The sequence below is a fragment of the Stenotrophomonas sp. YJH_SMC_110 genome (genome assembly GCF_059369255.1).
Genome location: NZ_JCAFSM010000001.1, coordinates 883,066 through 898,231, shown reverse-complemented (window position 1 = coordinate 898,231; position 15,166 = coordinate 883,066). Strand labels below are relative to the sequence as shown.

General features: G+C 68.3%; 15 protein-coding genes. 10 read left to right on the top strand and 5 right to left on the bottom strand.

The features are described from left to right. Positions 1-188: 188 nt before the first annotated feature. From AC5P6H_RS04030 to AC5P6H_RS04020, 3 genes are read left to right on the top strand one after another with little or no spacing between them, the layout of a single operon-like run. Positions 189-1,715: an alpha/beta hydrolase gene (locus tag AC5P6H_RS04030; protein ID WP_041863953.1), complete on the top strand. Its 1,527-nt coding sequence runs from the start codon at positions 189-191 to the stop codon at positions 1,713-1,715. Continuing rightward, positions 1,712-2,458, top strand: coding sequence for an ABC transporter ATP-binding protein (locus AC5P6H_RS04025; protein ID WP_049442045.1), 747 nt, complete (start codon positions 1,712-1,714; stop codon positions 2,456-2,458). The genes AC5P6H_RS04030 and AC5P6H_RS04025 overlap by 4 nt, the downstream gene beginning before the upstream one ends. Continuing rightward, the gene (locus tag AC5P6H_RS04020) at positions 2,455-3,639 is read left to right on the top strand and encodes an ABC transporter permease (protein ID WP_049404907.1); all 1,185 of its coding nucleotides are present in this window, start codon (positions 2,455-2,457) and stop codon (positions 3,637-3,639) included. The genes AC5P6H_RS04025 and AC5P6H_RS04020 overlap by 4 nt, the downstream gene beginning before the upstream one ends. A gap of 24 nt (positions 3,640-3,663) precedes the next feature. Here the strand turns inward: AC5P6H_RS04020 and AC5P6H_RS04015 are convergent, their stop codons facing one another. Both AC5P6H_RS04015 and AC5P6H_RS04010 read right to left on the bottom strand, forming a co-directional pair. Beyond that, a complete protein-coding gene (locus tag AC5P6H_RS04015; protein WP_495202329.1) occupies positions 3,664-4,374 on the bottom strand; it encodes a transposase in 711 nt (236 codons plus the stop codon). 99 nt (positions 4,375-4,473) lie between these two features. After that, positions 4,474-5,271 carry an AraC family transcriptional regulator gene (locus AC5P6H_RS04010; RefSeq protein WP_197606601.1) on the bottom strand — a complete coding sequence of 266 codons (798 nt, stop codon included), beginning with the start codon at positions 5,269-5,271 and terminating at the stop codon, positions 4,474-4,476. Between the two features lie 78 nt (positions 5,272-5,349). Between AC5P6H_RS04010 and AC5P6H_RS04005 the strand changes: the two genes are divergently transcribed. Further along, positions 5,350-5,604, top strand: coding sequence for a hypothetical protein (locus AC5P6H_RS04005; RefSeq protein WP_049442042.1), 255 nt, complete (start codon positions 5,350-5,352; stop codon positions 5,602-5,604). Positions 5,605-5,687: 83 nt separating this feature from the next. Here AC5P6H_RS04005 and AC5P6H_RS04000 read toward each other — a convergent pair whose 3' ends face one another. Both AC5P6H_RS04000 and AC5P6H_RS03995 read right to left on the bottom strand, forming a co-directional pair. After that, positions 5,688-6,701 (bottom strand): energy transducer TonB, encoded by a 1,014-nt coding sequence (locus AC5P6H_RS04000; RefSeq protein ID WP_014648799.1) that lies wholly within the window; start codon positions 6,699-6,701, stop codon positions 5,688-5,690. A 201-nt stretch (positions 6,702-6,902) separates the two neighbouring features. After that, positions 6,903-7,523, bottom strand: coding sequence for a TIGR00645 family protein (locus AC5P6H_RS03995; protein ID WP_041863948.1), 621 nt, complete (start codon positions 7,521-7,523; stop codon positions 6,903-6,905). Between the two features lie 112 nt (positions 7,524-7,635). On the opposite strand from AC5P6H_RS03995, the gene AC5P6H_RS03990 reads away from it, so the two are divergent. From AC5P6H_RS03990 to AC5P6H_RS03975, 4 genes are all read left to right on the top strand, one after another. Then, positions 7,636-8,325, top strand: coding sequence for a glutathione binding-like protein (locus tag AC5P6H_RS03990; RefSeq protein WP_046433096.1), 690 nt, complete (start codon positions 7,636-7,638; stop codon positions 8,323-8,325). A 163-nt stretch (positions 8,326-8,488) separates the two neighbouring features. Then, positions 8,489-10,714 carry a S9 family peptidase gene (locus AC5P6H_RS03985; RefSeq protein ID WP_495202328.1) on the top strand — a complete coding sequence of 742 codons (2,226 nt, stop codon included), beginning with the start codon at positions 8,489-8,491 and terminating at the stop codon, positions 10,712-10,714. 25 nt (positions 10,715-10,739) lie between these two features. Further along, on the top strand, positions 10,740-11,255 hold the full coding sequence (locus AC5P6H_RS03980; RefSeq protein ID WP_014648795.1) for a cytochrome c oxidase assembly factor Coa1 family protein: 516 nt from the start codon (positions 10,740-10,742) through the stop codon (positions 11,253-11,255). 67 nt (positions 11,256-11,322) lie between these two features. Then, a complete protein-coding gene (locus AC5P6H_RS03975; protein WP_227864349.1) occupies positions 11,323-13,122 on the top strand; it encodes a DUF885 domain-containing protein in 1,800 nt (599 codons plus the stop codon). A gap of 105 nt (positions 13,123-13,227) precedes the next feature. On the opposite strand, the gene AC5P6H_RS03970 is transcribed toward AC5P6H_RS03975, so the two are convergent. Further along, positions 13,228-13,686, bottom strand: a complete 459-nt coding sequence (locus AC5P6H_RS03970; RefSeq protein ID WP_005420187.1) for a hypothetical protein — start codon at positions 13,684-13,686, stop codon at positions 13,228-13,230. A gap of 186 nt (positions 13,687-13,872) precedes the next feature. Between AC5P6H_RS03970 and AC5P6H_RS03965 the strand changes: the two genes are divergently transcribed. Both AC5P6H_RS03965 and AC5P6H_RS03960 read left to right on the top strand, forming a co-directional pair. Beyond that, positions 13,873-14,121 carry a hypothetical protein gene (locus tag AC5P6H_RS03965; RefSeq protein ID WP_005420185.1) on the top strand — a complete coding sequence of 83 codons (249 nt, stop codon included), beginning with the start codon at positions 13,873-13,875 and terminating at the stop codon, positions 14,119-14,121. Between the two features lie 123 nt (positions 14,122-14,244). After that, positions 14,245-15,162, top strand: coding sequence for a bestrophin family protein (locus tag AC5P6H_RS03960; protein WP_495202327.1), 918 nt, complete (start codon positions 14,245-14,247; stop codon positions 15,160-15,162). Positions 15,163-15,166 lie beyond the last annotated feature (4 nt).

The window sequence follows — 15,166 nt, the reverse complement described above, 5'->3', positions numbered from 1 at the left end:
TGCTGGCCGCCGCCGATGCCGCCCTGCACGGGCCAAGGCCGAGCGCGGGACTGCCAGGTCTGCGCGCCGTCGGCGGCGGATTCGTCATTGCCCATCGCCGTCGGCGCGCTGCCCGTGTAAGTTGGGTCACATCTTCCGCGGCAGCCCGTCGTGGTCGACAGGAACGTCCTCCAGGGGAAACGAGCACGATGCAAAGACACCACCTCGCGCTGGCCGGGATGCTGGCCAGCCTGATGCTTGCCGGGTGCAGCCAACCGCCGCCGGCCGCCGCCGGAAGCGCCAGCGATGCACCCAGCCGCCGCTTCGGCACGATCGACTTCCAGCCCTGCACGTTGTCCACCGAAGGCGCCAGCGCCAACGTGGAGGCGCAGTGCGCCACCCTGCAGGTGCCGGAGAACCGGGCCCAGCCCGATGGCCGCCGGATCGGCCTGCGCATCGCCTGGCTGGAATCGGGCAGCAGCGGCGCCAGCCAGCCCGACCCGGTGTTCTTCCTGGCCGGCGGCCCCGGCCAGGCGGCCAGCGAGGTGGCGGTCATCGTCGATACCGCACTGCGCCAGGTGCGCAAGCAGCGCGACGTGTTCCTGATCGACCAGCGCGGCACCGGCGGCTCCAACCCGCTCAGCTGCCTGGGCGCGGACGGCAAGCCGCTGCAGATGGACGAGGATGCCGCGCCTTCCGAGGCATCGCTGCGCGACTACGCCCAGCGCTGCGCCGCATCGCTGCAGGGGCGTGCCGATGCGCGCTTCTACACCACCACCGAGGCGATCGCCGATCTGGATGCGGTGCGTGCGGCGCTCGGTGTGGACCAGCTGAACCTGGTTGGCGGCTCCTACGGTACCCGCGTGGCCCAGCGCTATGCCGGGGCCTATCCGCAGCACACCCGCAGCATCGTCATCGATGGCGTGGTACCGAACGAGCTGGTGGTCGGTGGCGACTTCGCGACCACCTTCGAGGATGCGATCGCCCTGCAGTCGGCGCAGTGCCGCAAGGATGCCGCGTGCAGCAAGCGTTTCCCGACCGACACCCGCGCGCAGCTGCGCAGCGTGGTCGACACCCTGCGCCGTGCACCGGTCTCGGTCGAGTATCGCGACCCGGGTACCAACGCACCGCGGCAGGATGTCCTGACGCCGGACAGCGTGGTCGGCCTGGCCTTCGCCTTCTCCTACGTGCCGCAGTATTCCTCGCTGCTGCCACTGGTGCTGGATGAAGCCGCGCACGGTCGTTATGCCCCGTTGGCATCGCTGGCGCGCGGCGCGAACCGCAGCATGGATTTCCAGATCAACCGCGGCATGCAGTGGTCGGTGATCTGCAGCGAGGATGCGCCGCGCTACCACGCGCCGGCCGAGGACCCCGAGCGGCTGTTCGGCAACGAAGTGGCCAGCGCCTTCTTCGCCGCCTGCCCGGTGTGGCCGCACCGTCCGGCGCCGGCAACCGATGCCGTGCCGCTGCGCAGCGACGTGCCGGCACTGCTGCTGTCCGGTGAGCTGGACCCGGTGACCCCCCCGCGCTACGCCGCACAGGTGCTCAAGGGCCTGCCCAATGGCCGTGCGCTGGTCGCCCGTGGCCAGGGCCATGGCACGTTGACCGCCGGCTGCATGCCGCGGCTGCTCGGCCAGTTCATCGACAAGACCGATGCCAAGGCGCTGGATGCCGGCTGCCTGGACACGCTGAGCTACGTGCCGGCGTTCACCTCGTTCAACGGATGGGAACCATGATCGTCGCCGACAACCTGCACAAGGCCTTCGATACCCGCACGGGCCGCATCCAGGCGGTCGCCAACGTCGGCTTCCGCGCCGGCGATGGGCAGATCACCGGCCTGCTCGGCCCCAACGGTGCCGGCAAGACCACCACCATGCGCATGCTCTACACGCTGATGACCCCTGACCAGGGCAGCATCAGCGTCGATGGCATCGATGCCGCCGGCAATCCGGTGGAGGTACGTCGCCACCTGGGCGTACTGCCCGATGCGCGCGGCGTCTACAAGCGTCTGACCGCGCGCGAGAACATCGCCTACTTCGGCGAGCTGCATGGCCTGTCGGCCGAGCGCATCCGCGAACGCATCGAGGTGCTGTCGCACGCGCTGGACATGGGCGACATCCTCGACCGGCAGACCGATGGTTTCTCGCAGGGCCAGCGCACCAAGACCGCGATTGCCCGCGCGCTGGTGCACGATCCGCGCAACGTCATCCTCGACGAACCGACCAACGGCCTGGACGTGATGACCACGCGCGCGCTGCGCCGCTTCCTGCTGGGCCTGCGCGAAGAGGGTCGCTGCGTGATCCTGTCCAGCCACATCATGCAGGAGGTGGGCGCGTTGTGTGACCACATCGTGATCATCGCCAAGGGCACGGTGATGGCCGCCGGCAGCGCCGACGAACTGCGTGCACAAGCCGGTGAAGCCAATCTTGAGGACGCGTTCGTGAAACTGATCGGCAGCGAAGAGGGCCTGCACGCATGAGCATGATGTCGACCCTGATGACGGTGATGCGCAAGGAACTGCGCGACCTGTCGCGTGACCGCCGCACGCTGCTGCTGACCCTGCTGTTCGGGCCGCTGCTGTACCCGGTGCTGCTGCTGGGCATGGGCAAGCTGGCCGAGAGCCGGGTGCGCACCCAGATCGAGGAGCCGTTGCAGATCCCGACGATCGGCGCGGAGAACGCGCCGAACCTGGTGCGCTTCCTCGCCGCACAGGGCCTCAATGCCGCGCCGGCGCCGAAGGACCTGGCCGAGGCCATCCGCAGCCAGGATATCGATGTGGCGCTGCGCATCAGCGGGGACTTCGGCAAGGACTGGGCCGAGGGCAAGCCGGCGCTGGTGGAGGTGATCAAGGACAGCACGCGTCGCGCGGCCGAGGTACCCAGTGCACGCCTGGAGGCGGCGCTGGCCACCTACAACGGCCAGGTCGGTGCCTTGCGCCTGATGGCACGCGGCATCGATGCACAGGTGGCACGCCCGCTGGACGTGGCACGCCAGGACCTGGCCAGTGCCGAAGCCAAGCGCGGCATGATCCTGTCGATGCTGCTGCCGGTACTGCTGACGCTGACCTCGTTCATCGGGGGTGCCTACCTGGTGATGGACGCCACCGCCGGCGAGCGCGAGCGGCAGTCGCTGGAACCCCTGCTGGCCACGCCGGGCTCGCGCAGCGCGATCGTCAGCGGCAAGATCGCCGCCGCCTGCGTGGTCGGTTTCGTGTCGCTGCTGCTGACCCTGGTCGCGTTCAAGGTGAGCGCGCAGATCGCACCCGGCAACATCGGCCGCCAGTTCAACATGAACGTCGGCTCGATGCTGCAGATGCTGCTGGTGATGCTGCCGATGCTGCTGATCGGTACCTCGCTGCTGACCTTCCTGTCGGCCGCGGCCAAGAGCATGAAGGAAGCGCAGAGCCACATGACCTGGCTGATGCTGCTGCCGATGCTGCCCGGCTACGCACTGGTGGCCTACCCGCTGAAGAGCGAGATGTGGCAGTACGCCGTGCCGTTCCTGTCGCAGAACCAGATGCTGCTGAAGGTGATCCGCCACGAGACCATCACCCCGACGGTCTGGGCGATCTACCTTGGTGCCAGCCTCGGCCTGGCCGCCGTGCTGTGGTTCGCCGCCGTGCGCCGCTACCACAACGAGCGCCTGGCCATCTCCGGCTGACCCCAAAAAAGGGGACGGAGGGGATTAAGTCGTTTCTGCCCCTCCCGTCCCCTCCTTGCGTGGGCGGCCTTGTCTTCGCATCGCCACCGGGCGCCCGAGCGTCTTCTCTACCATCCGCAGGAACGCAGCATCCCCCAACGGACGCTGTTTGGCGCTATGACTGCGGATTGCGGGCAGATCGGCGGACGCATTCACATCGCGCAGGAATCGCGCATACACCGTCGTCCTGTTGCGAGCGGTCGCGGCCAACGCTCTGAATGCGGGATGCGGGGTCAGCATGGGGTCATCGCGTCGTTGAAGGTTGCCGTGCACGCTGGACCACGGATGATCTTCAGCACTGACCGCAATGCCGGCACGAACGGGATTGCGTTCGATGTAGCGGTATACGCTGAGCAGGTAAGCGTCGCTGTCGATCATTGAGGAATGGAAGCGGCCCTGCCACAGGGGACCGGTGCGGCCGTGCCGCTGGTTGAAAGCCTGCACATAGTTGTTGCCCTGCATGCGCATTGCATCGGCCAGCCCACGCTGCGTGGATGGCGTGGCCAGCAGGTGGATGTTGTTGTCCATCAGTACGTAGGCATGCAGTGCGACGCGGTGCTTGAGGAAAGCGCTGTGCAGCAGATGCAGGAACAGTTGCCGGTCGATGTCGTCGACAAAGATCGCACCCTTGTTCACACCGCGCTGGATCACGTGATAGGCCTGGCCGGCCAGCATCAGGCGCGCTTGTCGGGGCATGGGATTCCCAGGTCGAAGGGGGCCTCAGCCTGGCATCGGCACCGTGGCGTAGGGCATCAGGTAATGCCGCGCAGGCGTATCGGAGGAGTCAGAAGCGACTTAATCCCCTCCGTCCCCTTTTGCGTACCGCGCGGGCGTTACCCCCATCTCGCGCTTGAACACGTTGATGAAGGAACTGGGCGTGTCGTAGCCCATCGACAGGGCGACGCTGATCACCGGCTCGCCTGCCAGCAGGCGTGGCAGTGACAGCAGCACGCGCAGGCGCTGCCGCCACTGGCCCAGGGCCATGCCTGTTTCGGCCTGCCAACGGCGGGCGAGGCTGCGGCTGGACAGTCCGCTGGCGGCTGCCCACGCTTCGACGCTGCGCAGGTCGTCCGGCGAACGCGCCAGCGCCGCCGCGATCCGCCGCAACCGGCGATCCCGCGGCTGTGGCAGGGCAAATGGCAAGGGAGTGCTGGCACGGATCTCATCGGCGATGACGCCGGCCAGGCGTGCCTGCGCAGCGTCCAGTGCCTGATGCGGCCAGCGCAGTGCGCGCGTCACCGCCGCCTGCAACAGCGCATCGGGTTGGAAAATACGGGGCAGCGGGGGCAGATCCAGGCCGGCATCGGCGCGGACGTACAGGCTCCAGCCATCGAACCCGTCTGCCCCGAGCAGCGCATGGGGCAGCAGCGGCGGTATCCAGGCAACGTGCCCGGCCGGAAGCAGCCACTGCAGATTCCCGGCTTCGATCCGCAACAGGCCCTGATGGGCGCCCAGCAATTGACCGCGCCGGTGTTGGTGGCGGGCGGTGCGCCGCCTCCCGGGCACGCGCAGCTGGCCGGCCAGCACGATGGGGCCGTCGTCGGCGTCCGCCAATGCCGGATCAATCAAGCCGGTCGGTGTCTGATCTGCCATATCCATTGGCAGTTATACGGCAGAAGCGCCGATCCGGGCGCGCCACACTGGGCGCCCATTTCAACACGAGCCGCCCCGATGCAGCCCCAGGACATCCTTCCCGACCACCAGAACGAAGTACAGGTAAACGGCCTCACCGTGCGCAAGGGCAGCGTCGGCGCCTTCCTCGCCAGCGTCCGTGACTGGCAGGACCCCGCCAGCGATGACGCCACCCGGGCCACCGCCGAAGCAGATCTGCGTGGGCTGCTGCCGGGCCTGCATGCGCTGGGCCTGTTCCAGGTGCTGGCCGCGCGCGATCCGGCACTGCAACGCCTGATCGACAGCCTCTCCTGAAACGAACACGGCCCGGACATGCCGGGCCGTGTCCTCATTGCGGGGGCGGAAACGACTTAATCCCCTCCGTCCCCTTTTTGCGGTCAGGTGCCGCCCGGGGCGAATACCAGGGTACGGCGGGTGGTGACCGGTGCGCTGACCGGCTCGAAGCGCCAGCGCTTGACCGCGTTCATGGCTTCGCGATCGAAGACGCGCGACGGTGTTGCGCGGAGCACGCGGGCGTTGGTCACCGAGCCGTCGGTGCCGACGGTGATTTCCACCAGCACTTCGCCGGAGGTGCCTGCACGCAGTGCCTCGGACGGATAGCGCGGCGCCGGGGTGCTGACCGGGCGCAGGTTCGGCGCCGCAGCGGCCGCTGGAGCCGCGGCCTGGCGTGCGGCACTGGCCTGCTGGGCGGCGGCCTGCTGCTGCTTCAGCTCGGCTTCGCGGCGCGCGGCGGCCTGGCGCTCGGCTTCCTGGCGCTCGTTGTCGCGGCGGGCGGCATCCTGCTGCGCAGCGATCTGCTTGGCCGCGTCGGCTTCCTTGGCACGCTGCTCGGCCAGGCGCTGCTGTTCGGTCTGCTGCTTGCTGCGGTCCTCGGCGTCCTTCTTGGCCTTCTCGGCTTCGGCCTCGGTGCGCTTGGCCGCGTTCTGCACGCCCTTGGCCAGGCCGTCCTTCAGGCGCGGCAGGGCCGGCGCGGATGCATCCACCTTCTCGATCAGCGCCACCAGCCGCTGCGCTTCGGTGTAGTCCTCGCGCCCCAGGTGCTGCTCGGCGGCGATCAGGGTGTACGGCAGCAGGTCGGTCAGCGCGCTCTTCACCGAGGCGTCGTCCGGGGTCTTGTCGCGCAGGGCGAGGTAGTACTCGATGGCGTTGTCGCCGGCCGGCGCGTACATGCGGTTCTCGCGCAGGGCCTGGCTGGCCGACTCACGCAGCTGCTCGGTGCCCATCGACTGCACCTTGGCGGCGACCACCGGTGCGGCCGGTGCAGCGGCGGTGGGGGCGGCGGCCGGAGCCGGTGCTGCGGATTCTTCCTTGCCCGAGCAGGCGGCCAGCGCCAGTGCCAAGGCAACCGGCAGCCACCGGCGCGCGGCGGTGATCGTTGAGACGTGCGACATCCTGCTCCCCTTTAGAAGACGACGTGACGTAAATCATTGATATGCATGGCCGGGACCCGTGGTCCAGGCGCGGCAGGGTGGCGTTTCCCGACGCCACCGCCGGCAACGGCGAGGATGCAATCTAGCATCCCGGCCACCGCCCCGCACAAGGGGTGGTGGCCGGGTGGGGCCGCGGCGATCATGTCGTGGCCGGCGGCGACCTCAGTGGTCGTGTGCCTTGTCGTGCGACTTGCTGTGGCCGTTGGACATCAGCTTGTCGGTCCAGGCGATGCCGATCGCCGACAGGATGAACACGCAGTGGATGATGGTCTGCCACAGCACGCCTTCCTGGGTCAGCATCGAGCAGCGGGCGACACCGATGTTGGCGGCGGCCACGCTCATCTGCTCCGGCGTGCACAGCGGGATACCGCCCAGCGCACCGCTGGCGATGAAGGTCTTCAGCAGGTGGATCGAGGAGATGCCGATGATCGCCATCGCCAGCTTCACCTTCAGCACGCTGGCATTGACGTGGCTCAGCCATTCCGGCTGGTCCGGGTGGCCTTCCAGGCGCAGGCGCGAGACGAAGGTCTCGTAGCCGCCGACGATCACCATTACCAGCAGGTTGGAGATCATCACCACGTCGATCAGGCCCAGCACGATCAGCATGATCTGCTGCTCGCCCATCGAGGCGGAATGCGAGATCAGGTGCCACAGTTCCTTGCCGAACAGGAACACGTAGACGCACTGCGCCACGATCAGGCCCAGGTACAGCGGCAGCTGCAGCCAGCGCGAGGCGAAGATCAGCGTGGACAACGGGGAGAGCGGCGGGCGGTTTGCACTCATGCGGGGGATGCTGCGTTTCGGGGGAGAGGCGAGGTTACCGGCCCGCCATGACGGTGCCAACCCAACTCACGCACTAGACTTCAGGTTCCTTTCCGCACCCCGAGCCGACGCCATGATCGACCTGTATTACTGGCCCACCCCGAACGGCCACAAAGTGACCCTGCTGTTGGAGGAAGCCGGCCTGGAGTACCGTATCCACCCGGTCAACATCGGCTCGGGTGACCAGTTCAAGCCAGAGTTCCTGGCCATCTCGCCCAACAACAAGATGCCGGCCATCGTCGACCACGCCCCGGCCGATGGCGGTGCCCCGCAGAGCGTGTTCGAGTCCGGTGCGATCCTGCTGTACCTGGCCGAGAAGACCGGCCGCTTCCTGCCCAGCGACCCGCGCGGCCGCGTGGCCACCCTGGAATGGCTGTTCTGGCAGATGGCCGGCCTGGGTCCGATGAGTGGCCAGATGGGCCACTTCAACGTGTACGCACCAGAAAAAATTCCCTATGCCATCGAGCGCTACGACAACGAAGTGCGCCGCCTGCACGGGGTGATGGACAAGCGCCTGGCCCAGCACGCCTTCCTGGCCGGCGACGAGTACACCATCGCCGACATGGCCAGCTACCCGTGGATCGGCGCCTACGACAAGCTGCCGGTGGACTTCGCCGCGTTCCCGAACCTCAAGCGCTGGCACGAGGCCATCGCCGCGCGCCCGGCCACCCAGCGCGCCTATGCGCTGCGCCAGCAGGTGAACCCGAACGCCGGCAAGCCGCTCAGCGACGAAGAGCGCAAGCACCTGTTCGGCCAGCGCTGACCCGCCGCGGGGTCGGATCCCTTTGCAACGCAAAGGGCCCTGACCCCAGCACCGCAGCATGGGCAGAAGGTCATGCTGCCTTCCTGCACGGGCTTGGTTAGGATGGGGGAACGACCGCCCCGCGCCCGCCGCCGGGCGGACCTGCCGTTTGCCGGGATCCTCCATGCGCCACCTGTTCGCTTCGCTTGCCCTCATGCTCGCCACCAGTACCGCCGCCCACGCCGAAAAGCTGACCCTGGAGGCCATCACCGGCCCGCTGCCGCTGTCCGGCCCGACCCTGATGAAGCCCAAGGTGGCGCCGGACGGTTCGCAGGTCAGTTTCCTGCGCGGCAAGGACAGCGATCGCAACCAGCTGGATCTGTGGACCTACGACATCGGCAGTGGCCAGACCCGGTTGCTGGTTGATTCCAAGGTGGTGCTGCCCGGCACCGAGACCCTCAGCGATGAGGAAAAGGCGCGCCGCGAGCGCCAGCGCATCGCCGCGATGACCGGCATCGTCGATTACCAGTGGTCGCCGGACGCACAGCGCCTGCTGTTCCCGTTGGGCGGCGAGCTGTACCTGTACGACCTCAAGCAGCAGGGGGCGGCGGCCGTGCGCCAGCTGACCCACGGTGAGGGCTTCGCCACCGACGCCAAGCTGTCGCCCAAGGGCGGCTTCGTCAGCTTCATCCGCGGCCGCAACCTGTGGGTGATCGACCTGGCCAGTGGAAAGCAGCTGCAGCTGACCCGCGACGGCAGCACCACCATCGGCAACGGCGTGGCCGAGTTCGTCGCCGATGAAGAGATGGACCGCCACACCGGTTACTGGTGGGCACCGGACGATTCGGCCATCGCGTTCGCGCGCATCGACGAGGCACCGGTGCCGGTGCAGAAGCGCTACGAGGTCTACGCCGACCGCACCGATGTGATCGAACAGCGTTACCCGGCCGCCGGTGACGCCAATGTGCGCGTGCAGCTGGGCGTGATCGCACCGGCCGCCGAGGCGCAGCCGCGCTGGATCGACCTGGGCAAGGAACAGGACATCTACCTGGCCCGCGTCGATTGGCGCGATGCGCAGCACCTGAGCTTCCAGCGCCAGTCGCGCGACCAGAAGCAGCTGGACCTGGTGGAAGTGGCACTCGACTCCAACCGCCAGCGCGTACTCGCCCACGAAACCAGCCCGACCTGGGTGCCGCTGCACAACAGCCTGCGCTTCCTTGAAGACGGCAGCGTACTGTGGTCGTCCGAGCGCACCGGCTTCCAGCACCTGTACCGCATCGACAGCAACGGCAAGACCACCGCGCTGACCCACGGCAACTGGCCGGTGGACGAGCTGCTGGCGGTGGATGAGACGGCCGGCAAGGCCTACTTCCGTGCCGGCATCGAAAGCCCGCGCGAAAGCCAGATCTACGCGGTATCGCTGCAGGGCGGTGAGCCGCAGCGCCTGTCGAAGGCGCCGGGCATGCACAGCGCCACGTTCGCCCGCAATGCCAGCGTCTATGTGGACAGCTGGTCCAACAGCACCACGCCGCCGCAGATCGAGCTGTTCCGCGCCAACGGCGAGAAGATCGCCACACTGGTGGAAAACAACCTGGCCGATCCCAATCACCCGTATGCGCGCTACCGCGACGCGCAGCGCCCGGTCGAGTTCGGCACGCTCACCGCCGCCGACGGCAAGACGCCGCTGCACTACAGCCTGATCAAGCCGGCCGGCTTCGATCCGTCCAGGCGCTACCCGGTGGCGGTGTATGTCTATGGCGGCCCGGCCAGCCAGACTGTCACCGACAGCTGGCCCGGCCGTGGCGACCATCTGTTCAACCAGTACCTGGCCCAGCAGGGCTACGTCGTGTTCTCGCTGGACAACCGCGGCACCCCGCGCCGCGGCCGCGACTTCGGTGGTGCGCTGTACGGGAAGCAGGGCACGGTGGAAGTGACCGACCAGCTGCGCGGCGTGGCCTGGCTCAAGCAGCAGCCGTGGGTGGACCCGGCGCGCATCGGCGTGCAGGGCTGGTCCAACGGCGGTTACATGACCCTGATGCTGCTGGCCAAGGCGTCGAACCAGTACGCCTGCGGCGTGGCCGGTGCCCCGGTCACCGACTGGGGCCTGTACGACAGCCATTACACCGAGCGCTACATGGACCTGCCGGCGCGCAACGACGCCGGTTACCGTGAAGCGCGCGTGCTGACCCACATCGATGGGCTGCGCTCGCCGTTGCTGCTGATCCACGGCATGGCGGACGACAACGTGCTGTTCACCAATTCGACCAGTCTGATGAGCGCGCTGCAGAAGCGCGGACAGCCGTTCGAGCTGATGACCTACCCGGGTGCCAAGCATGGCCTGTCCGGCGCCGATGCCCTGCATCGCTACCGTGTGGCCGAAGCCTTCCTGGGGCGCTGCCTGAAGCCTTGAAACACAGACGGGAAGGAGCCCGCCGATGACACTGCCGCCGCCAATTCCCACCCACGGCCCGAAGCCCGCCGGCTGGTGGTCCCGCCACTGGCGCTGGGCGATGCCCGTGGCCGTGCTGCTGGTGCTGGCCGGGGCCGGTGGCACGGTGGCCTGGAGCGTGCTGCGCTGGAGTGAGGCGGCACGCGAGAGCCCACCGATGCGCGAGGCGATGCGTCGCGCCGGCTGCAGCATCGAACTGGTGGAAGCCTTCGGCGAGCCGCTGCGTACCGAATCGATGCCGCTGGGCAGCATGCAGACCGCGCTCAACGGCCAGCGCGATGTCGGCCTGACCGTGGCCCTGGAAGGCCCCCGCGCACACGGCCGGTTGTTCGTGAAGGGCACCCGCAGTGACGACGTGTGGGACTACCCGGTGATGTACGTGCTGGGCGAGAACAAGCAGACCTTCGACCTGACTGCGCTGGATGACGATGAGGCCGCGCAGGAATGCGAACTGCAGGCCTGCCGCGAACGCGGCGAATGCCCGCTGACCGCAGCGTTGTGACCTCCGGCCGATTGTCGCCACCGCGCTGAGCGCGTAGGGTGCGGGCAACCCTGTCCTGGAGTGCACCATGAAGCCGATCGCGTTGGCCGTTGCCCTGGCCCTGACCGCCGCCCCGCTGCTGTCCGCACCGCCGGCGCTGGCGGCACCCGCCGCCAAGGCCGCCACACCGGCCAGCCCGGCCTGGGTCGCCCGCAGCAACGCACTGGCGCAGATCCTGCTCGATGCGCAGGGCCCGTTCCAGCCGGAAGAAACCGGCTTCTTCGGCGTGCCCGGCTACGACGACAAGGTGGCCGACCTCGGCGCGGACAACGGCAAGCGCTACCGCGCCGCGATGGCCAAGGCCCGCGACGAACTGAAGGCGAAGCTGGCCACCGAGCAGGATCCCAACGTCCGCCAGGACCTGGAGATCATGATCCACGCCGCCAACCAGAACATCGAAGGCAGTGAGCTCAACGAGAAGTACCTGTTGCCGTGGAGTGACGCGCCGCAGACGGTGTTCAGCGGCCTCAACCTGCTGCTGTCCGACCAGGTGCCGGCCGAGCGCCGGGCCAAGGCGATCGACCGCCTCAAGGCTTACGCCGGCCTGCAGCCGGGCGGCACCGCGTTCACCGCGCTGGCCCGCCAGCGCTACGAAGAGCGCTTGAAGGACAGCAGCCTGCTGCAGCCGACGAAGATCGAAGTGCAGCAGTCGCTGGACAACGTCGAGACCTACATCAGCGGCATCGAGTCGCTGCTGAAGAAGTACCAGATCGCCGGCGCCGATGAAGCGATGAAGGCCCTGGCCGGGCAGATGAAGGACTACGCCAGCTGGACGCGCTCGACCGTGCTGCCGAAGGCGCGCACCGACGCACGGCTGCCGGCGCCGCTGTACGCCTACCAGCTCAAGCAGGTCGGCATCGACATCGACCCGAAGCTGCTGATGCAGCGTGCGCAGCTGGAGTTCATGGAAACCCGCTCGGCGATGCAGCAGCTGGCGCCGCTGGTGGTGAAGGACAAGGGCCTGAAGGTGGCCGACCCGAGCGACCCGGTGGCGGTGATCCGCGCGCTGAAGGCCGACAAGATCGCCGACGACCATCTGGAAGGCCACTACCGCAAGGTGATCGATGCGATCGATCCGCTGATCCGCGAGCACGCCATCGTCGACGTGCCCAAGCGCGCCATGCAGATGCGCCTGGGTTCGGCCGCCGAGAGCGCGGCCAGCCCGGCCCCGCATTTCCTGCCTGCGCCGCTGGTCAACAACACCGGGCAGCAGGGCACCTTCGTGCTGCCGCTGGGCAACCCGGCCGCGGGCCCGGGCGCACAGTACGACGACTTCAACTTCGGTGCGGCGGCGTGGACGCTGAGCGCGCATGAAGGCCGCCCCGGCCACGAGCTGCAGTTCACCGCGATGGTCGAGCGCGGCGTGTCGCTGGCACGCACCATGTTCGCGTTCAATTCGGTGAACGTGGAAGGCTGGGCGCTGTATGCCGAGGCCGAGATGGTGCCGTACGAGCCGCTGGACGGGCAGATGATCGCACTGCAGTTCCGCCTGCTGCGCGCCGCACGCGCGATGCTCGACCCGATGCTCAACCTCGGCCTGACCGACCGCGCCAACGGCGAGCGCGTGCTGATGGAGCAGGTCGGCCTGTCCAAGGCGATGGCCACCCAGGAACTGGACCGCTACATGGTGCGCATGCCGGGCCAGGCCGGCAGCTACTTCTACGGCTACACCCGTATCCTGGAACTGCGCATGCAGACTGAGCTGGCACTGGGTGCGAAGTTCGACCGCCTGGCGTTCAACAACTTCCTGCTCGACCAGGGCCTGCTGCCGCCGGACCAGCTGGCCGACGCGGTGAACAAGGTGTTCGTGCCGAAGTACAAGCGCTGAACACCCCCCGGTAGTGCCGGCCGCTGGCCGGCATTCCCCTGACGTCGGGAGGATTTCTGAGGTTGTCGACCAGCGGCCGGCACTACCCGCGGTGATGCTGCCGCGTCACCGCTGCGGGGTGATCACCTGCGTCGGCAGTCGTGCCGGGGGTTCCGGGTTCGGCACCCAGATCGCCACGCCGGCGGCGCGCTTCTGCGTGGTCGGAATACCGATGCCGACGCCACCGCCGACATGCGAGCCGAACGTGCCGGCACCCACCGACATGCCCACCGGTGAGCCGCTGCTGCCCACGCCCATCAGCACCACGCCATTGGCGCCCAGCGCTGCGGCCTCGCGCTTCAGGCGCGCCACCGCTGCATCGGTCTGGCCCTGCGTGCCGAAGCCCACGGCAGACGCCGATTCCAGCTGGGCGATTTCCTGGGAGCCGGCCGGCGGCGTCGAATAGATCTGCACCAGTGCCGGATCGATCGGCGCGCGGGCGCGCCCCAGCATGACCTTGGAGGTGCTGGCACAGCCAGCGGCGACCAGCAGGATGGCCGCCAACGCGGCCCAACGGATGTTCATGGCACGACCCCTGTAGGACTGGTTGCGATCATCGGCGGGCCACTCTGAATCGGCGCCAACACCCGGCCCAGAGCAGGCACGGCGGCACGCTAGCACGCTGCTGGTGACAGCCCCGCCAACGGCAGTAGGCGGCGACGGCGGGAACGACTATGGTGCACAGACAGGAACCAACTGCGGGAGAGTGGAATGGGCGTGATCAGTCTGTTGTGGGGCGTACTGGCGCTGTTGTGGATGATCCTGGCGCTGATTCCGCTGCTGGGCTGGGGCAACTGGTTCCTGATCCCGTTCGCCGCCGTGGGCGCGGTGATCGCCGCGCTGGGCATCCTGTTCACCCACCCGACCAAGCGCGGCCGGGCCTGGGCTGGGCTGGTGCTGAACGGCATCGTGGTGGTGGTCGGCATCCTGCGCCTGGGCCTGGGTGGCGGCGTGATCTGAGCCGCATCGCCGGGTGCGACAGGGCGTCGCAGGTACACGGCCGCGGGCCGGGCAGGGGCGTACAATGAACGGCTGCGCGAGCCCCCCGCGTGCCTGTGAATCCGCGCCCGGCGCGGCTGCCCCATGATCATCCGACCCCGTCCCCACGGCTGGCAACTGCTGTACATCCTGCGCGGCTCGATCGTAAAAGCGATCGCGCCGAAGGTGCTGGCCATCCTGATCCTGTCCATCGCGGTGGCCGCGGTGGTGGAGCTGGCGCCGCCGACCGGCATCGAGCGCGTTTCCGTCACGCCGTTCACCCTGCTCGGCCTGGTCCTGTCGATCTTCCTCAGTTTCCGCAACAGCGCCTGCTACGACCGCTGGTGGGAAGGCCGCAAGCTGTGGGGCCAGCTGGTCTACGAATCGCGTTCGCTGGCCCGCCAGGTGAACCTGCTGCTGGCCGATGACGCCGGCAGCCGCCGCCGCATCGCCTACCTCACTACGGCTTTTGCCCATGCGCTGGCCGCGCGCCTGCGCGGGCGCATCGTGGCCCTGGCGGCGTTGCCGTGGCTGGACAAGCCGCAGCGCGAGCAGCTGGGCCAGCGCGAGAACGTGCCCGACGCATTGCTGTCGATGATCGCTGCCGAGCTGGCCAACGCCCTGCGCGCCGGCGAACTCGACCCGATCCTCTACACCCAGCTGGAAGAGCGCCTGCACGCGATGTCGTCGATCCAGGCCGGCTGCGAGCGCATCCTCACCACGCCGCTGCCGTTCGCCTACACCCTGCTGCTGCATCGCTGCGCATGGATGTTCTGCGTGCTGCTGCCGTTCGGCCTGGCCAGCTCGCTGGGCTGGGGCACGCCGGTGCTGTCGGCGGTGCTGGCCTACGCCTTCTTCGGCCTGGACCAGCTGGGCGAAGAAATGGAAGACCCGTTCGGCCTGGAGCCGAACGACCTGCCGCTGGACGCGCTGGTGCGCACGATCGAGATCGACCAGCTCGACGCGCTCGGCGAACGCCCGTTGCCCGAACCCCTGCTGCCGCAGGGCTACCTGTTGCAATAGCCAC

Excerpts from the sequence above, each read along its gene's own strand:
- AC5P6H_RS04030 (WP_041863953.1), top strand. The coding sequence starts at position 189 with ATGCAAAGACACCACCTCGCGCTGGCCGGGATGCTGGCCAGCCTGATG.
- AC5P6H_RS04025 (WP_049442045.1), top strand. The coding sequence starts at position 1,712 with ATGATCGTCGCCGACAACCTGCACAAGGCCTTCGATACCCGCACGGGC.
- AC5P6H_RS04020 (WP_049404907.1), top strand. The coding sequence starts at position 2,455 with ATGAGCATGATGTCGACCCTGATGACGGTGATGCGCAAGGAACTGCGC.
- AC5P6H_RS04015 (WP_495202329.1), bottom strand. The coding sequence starts at position 4,374 with ATGCCCCGACAAGCGCGCCTGATGCTGGCCGGCCAGGCCTATCACGTG.
- AC5P6H_RS04010 (WP_197606601.1), bottom strand. The coding sequence starts at position 5,271 with ATGGCAGATCAGACACCGACCGGCTTGATTGATCCGGCATTGGCGGAC.
- AC5P6H_RS04005 (WP_049442042.1), top strand. The coding sequence starts at position 5,350 with ATGCAGCCCCAGGACATCCTTCCCGACCACCAGAACGAAGTACAGGTA.
- AC5P6H_RS04000 (WP_014648799.1), bottom strand. The coding sequence starts at position 6,701 with ATGTCGCACGTCTCAACGATCACCGCCGCGCGCCGGTGGCTGCCGGTT.
- AC5P6H_RS03995 (WP_041863948.1), bottom strand. The coding sequence starts at position 7,523 with ATGAGTGCAAACCGCCCGCCGCTCTCCCCGTTGTCCACGCTGATCTTC.
- AC5P6H_RS03990 (WP_046433096.1), top strand. The coding sequence starts at position 7,636 with ATGATCGACCTGTATTACTGGCCCACCCCGAACGGCCACAAAGTGACC.
- AC5P6H_RS03985 (WP_495202328.1), top strand. The coding sequence starts at position 8,489 with ATGCGCCACCTGTTCGCTTCGCTTGCCCTCATGCTCGCCACCAGTACC.
- AC5P6H_RS03980 (WP_014648795.1), top strand. The coding sequence starts at position 10,740 with ATGACACTGCCGCCGCCAATTCCCACCCACGGCCCGAAGCCCGCCGGC.
- AC5P6H_RS03975 (WP_227864349.1), top strand. The coding sequence starts at position 11,323 with ATGAAGCCGATCGCGTTGGCCGTTGCCCTGGCCCTGACCGCCGCCCCG.
- AC5P6H_RS03970 (WP_005420187.1), bottom strand. The coding sequence starts at position 13,686 with ATGAACATCCGTTGGGCCGCGTTGGCGGCCATCCTGCTGGTCGCCGCT.
- AC5P6H_RS03965 (WP_005420185.1), top strand. The coding sequence starts at position 13,873 with ATGGGCGTGATCAGTCTGTTGTGGGGCGTACTGGCGCTGTTGTGGATG.
- AC5P6H_RS03960 (WP_495202327.1), top strand. The coding sequence starts at position 14,245 with ATGATCATCCGACCCCGTCCCCACGGCTGGCAACTGCTGTACATCCTG.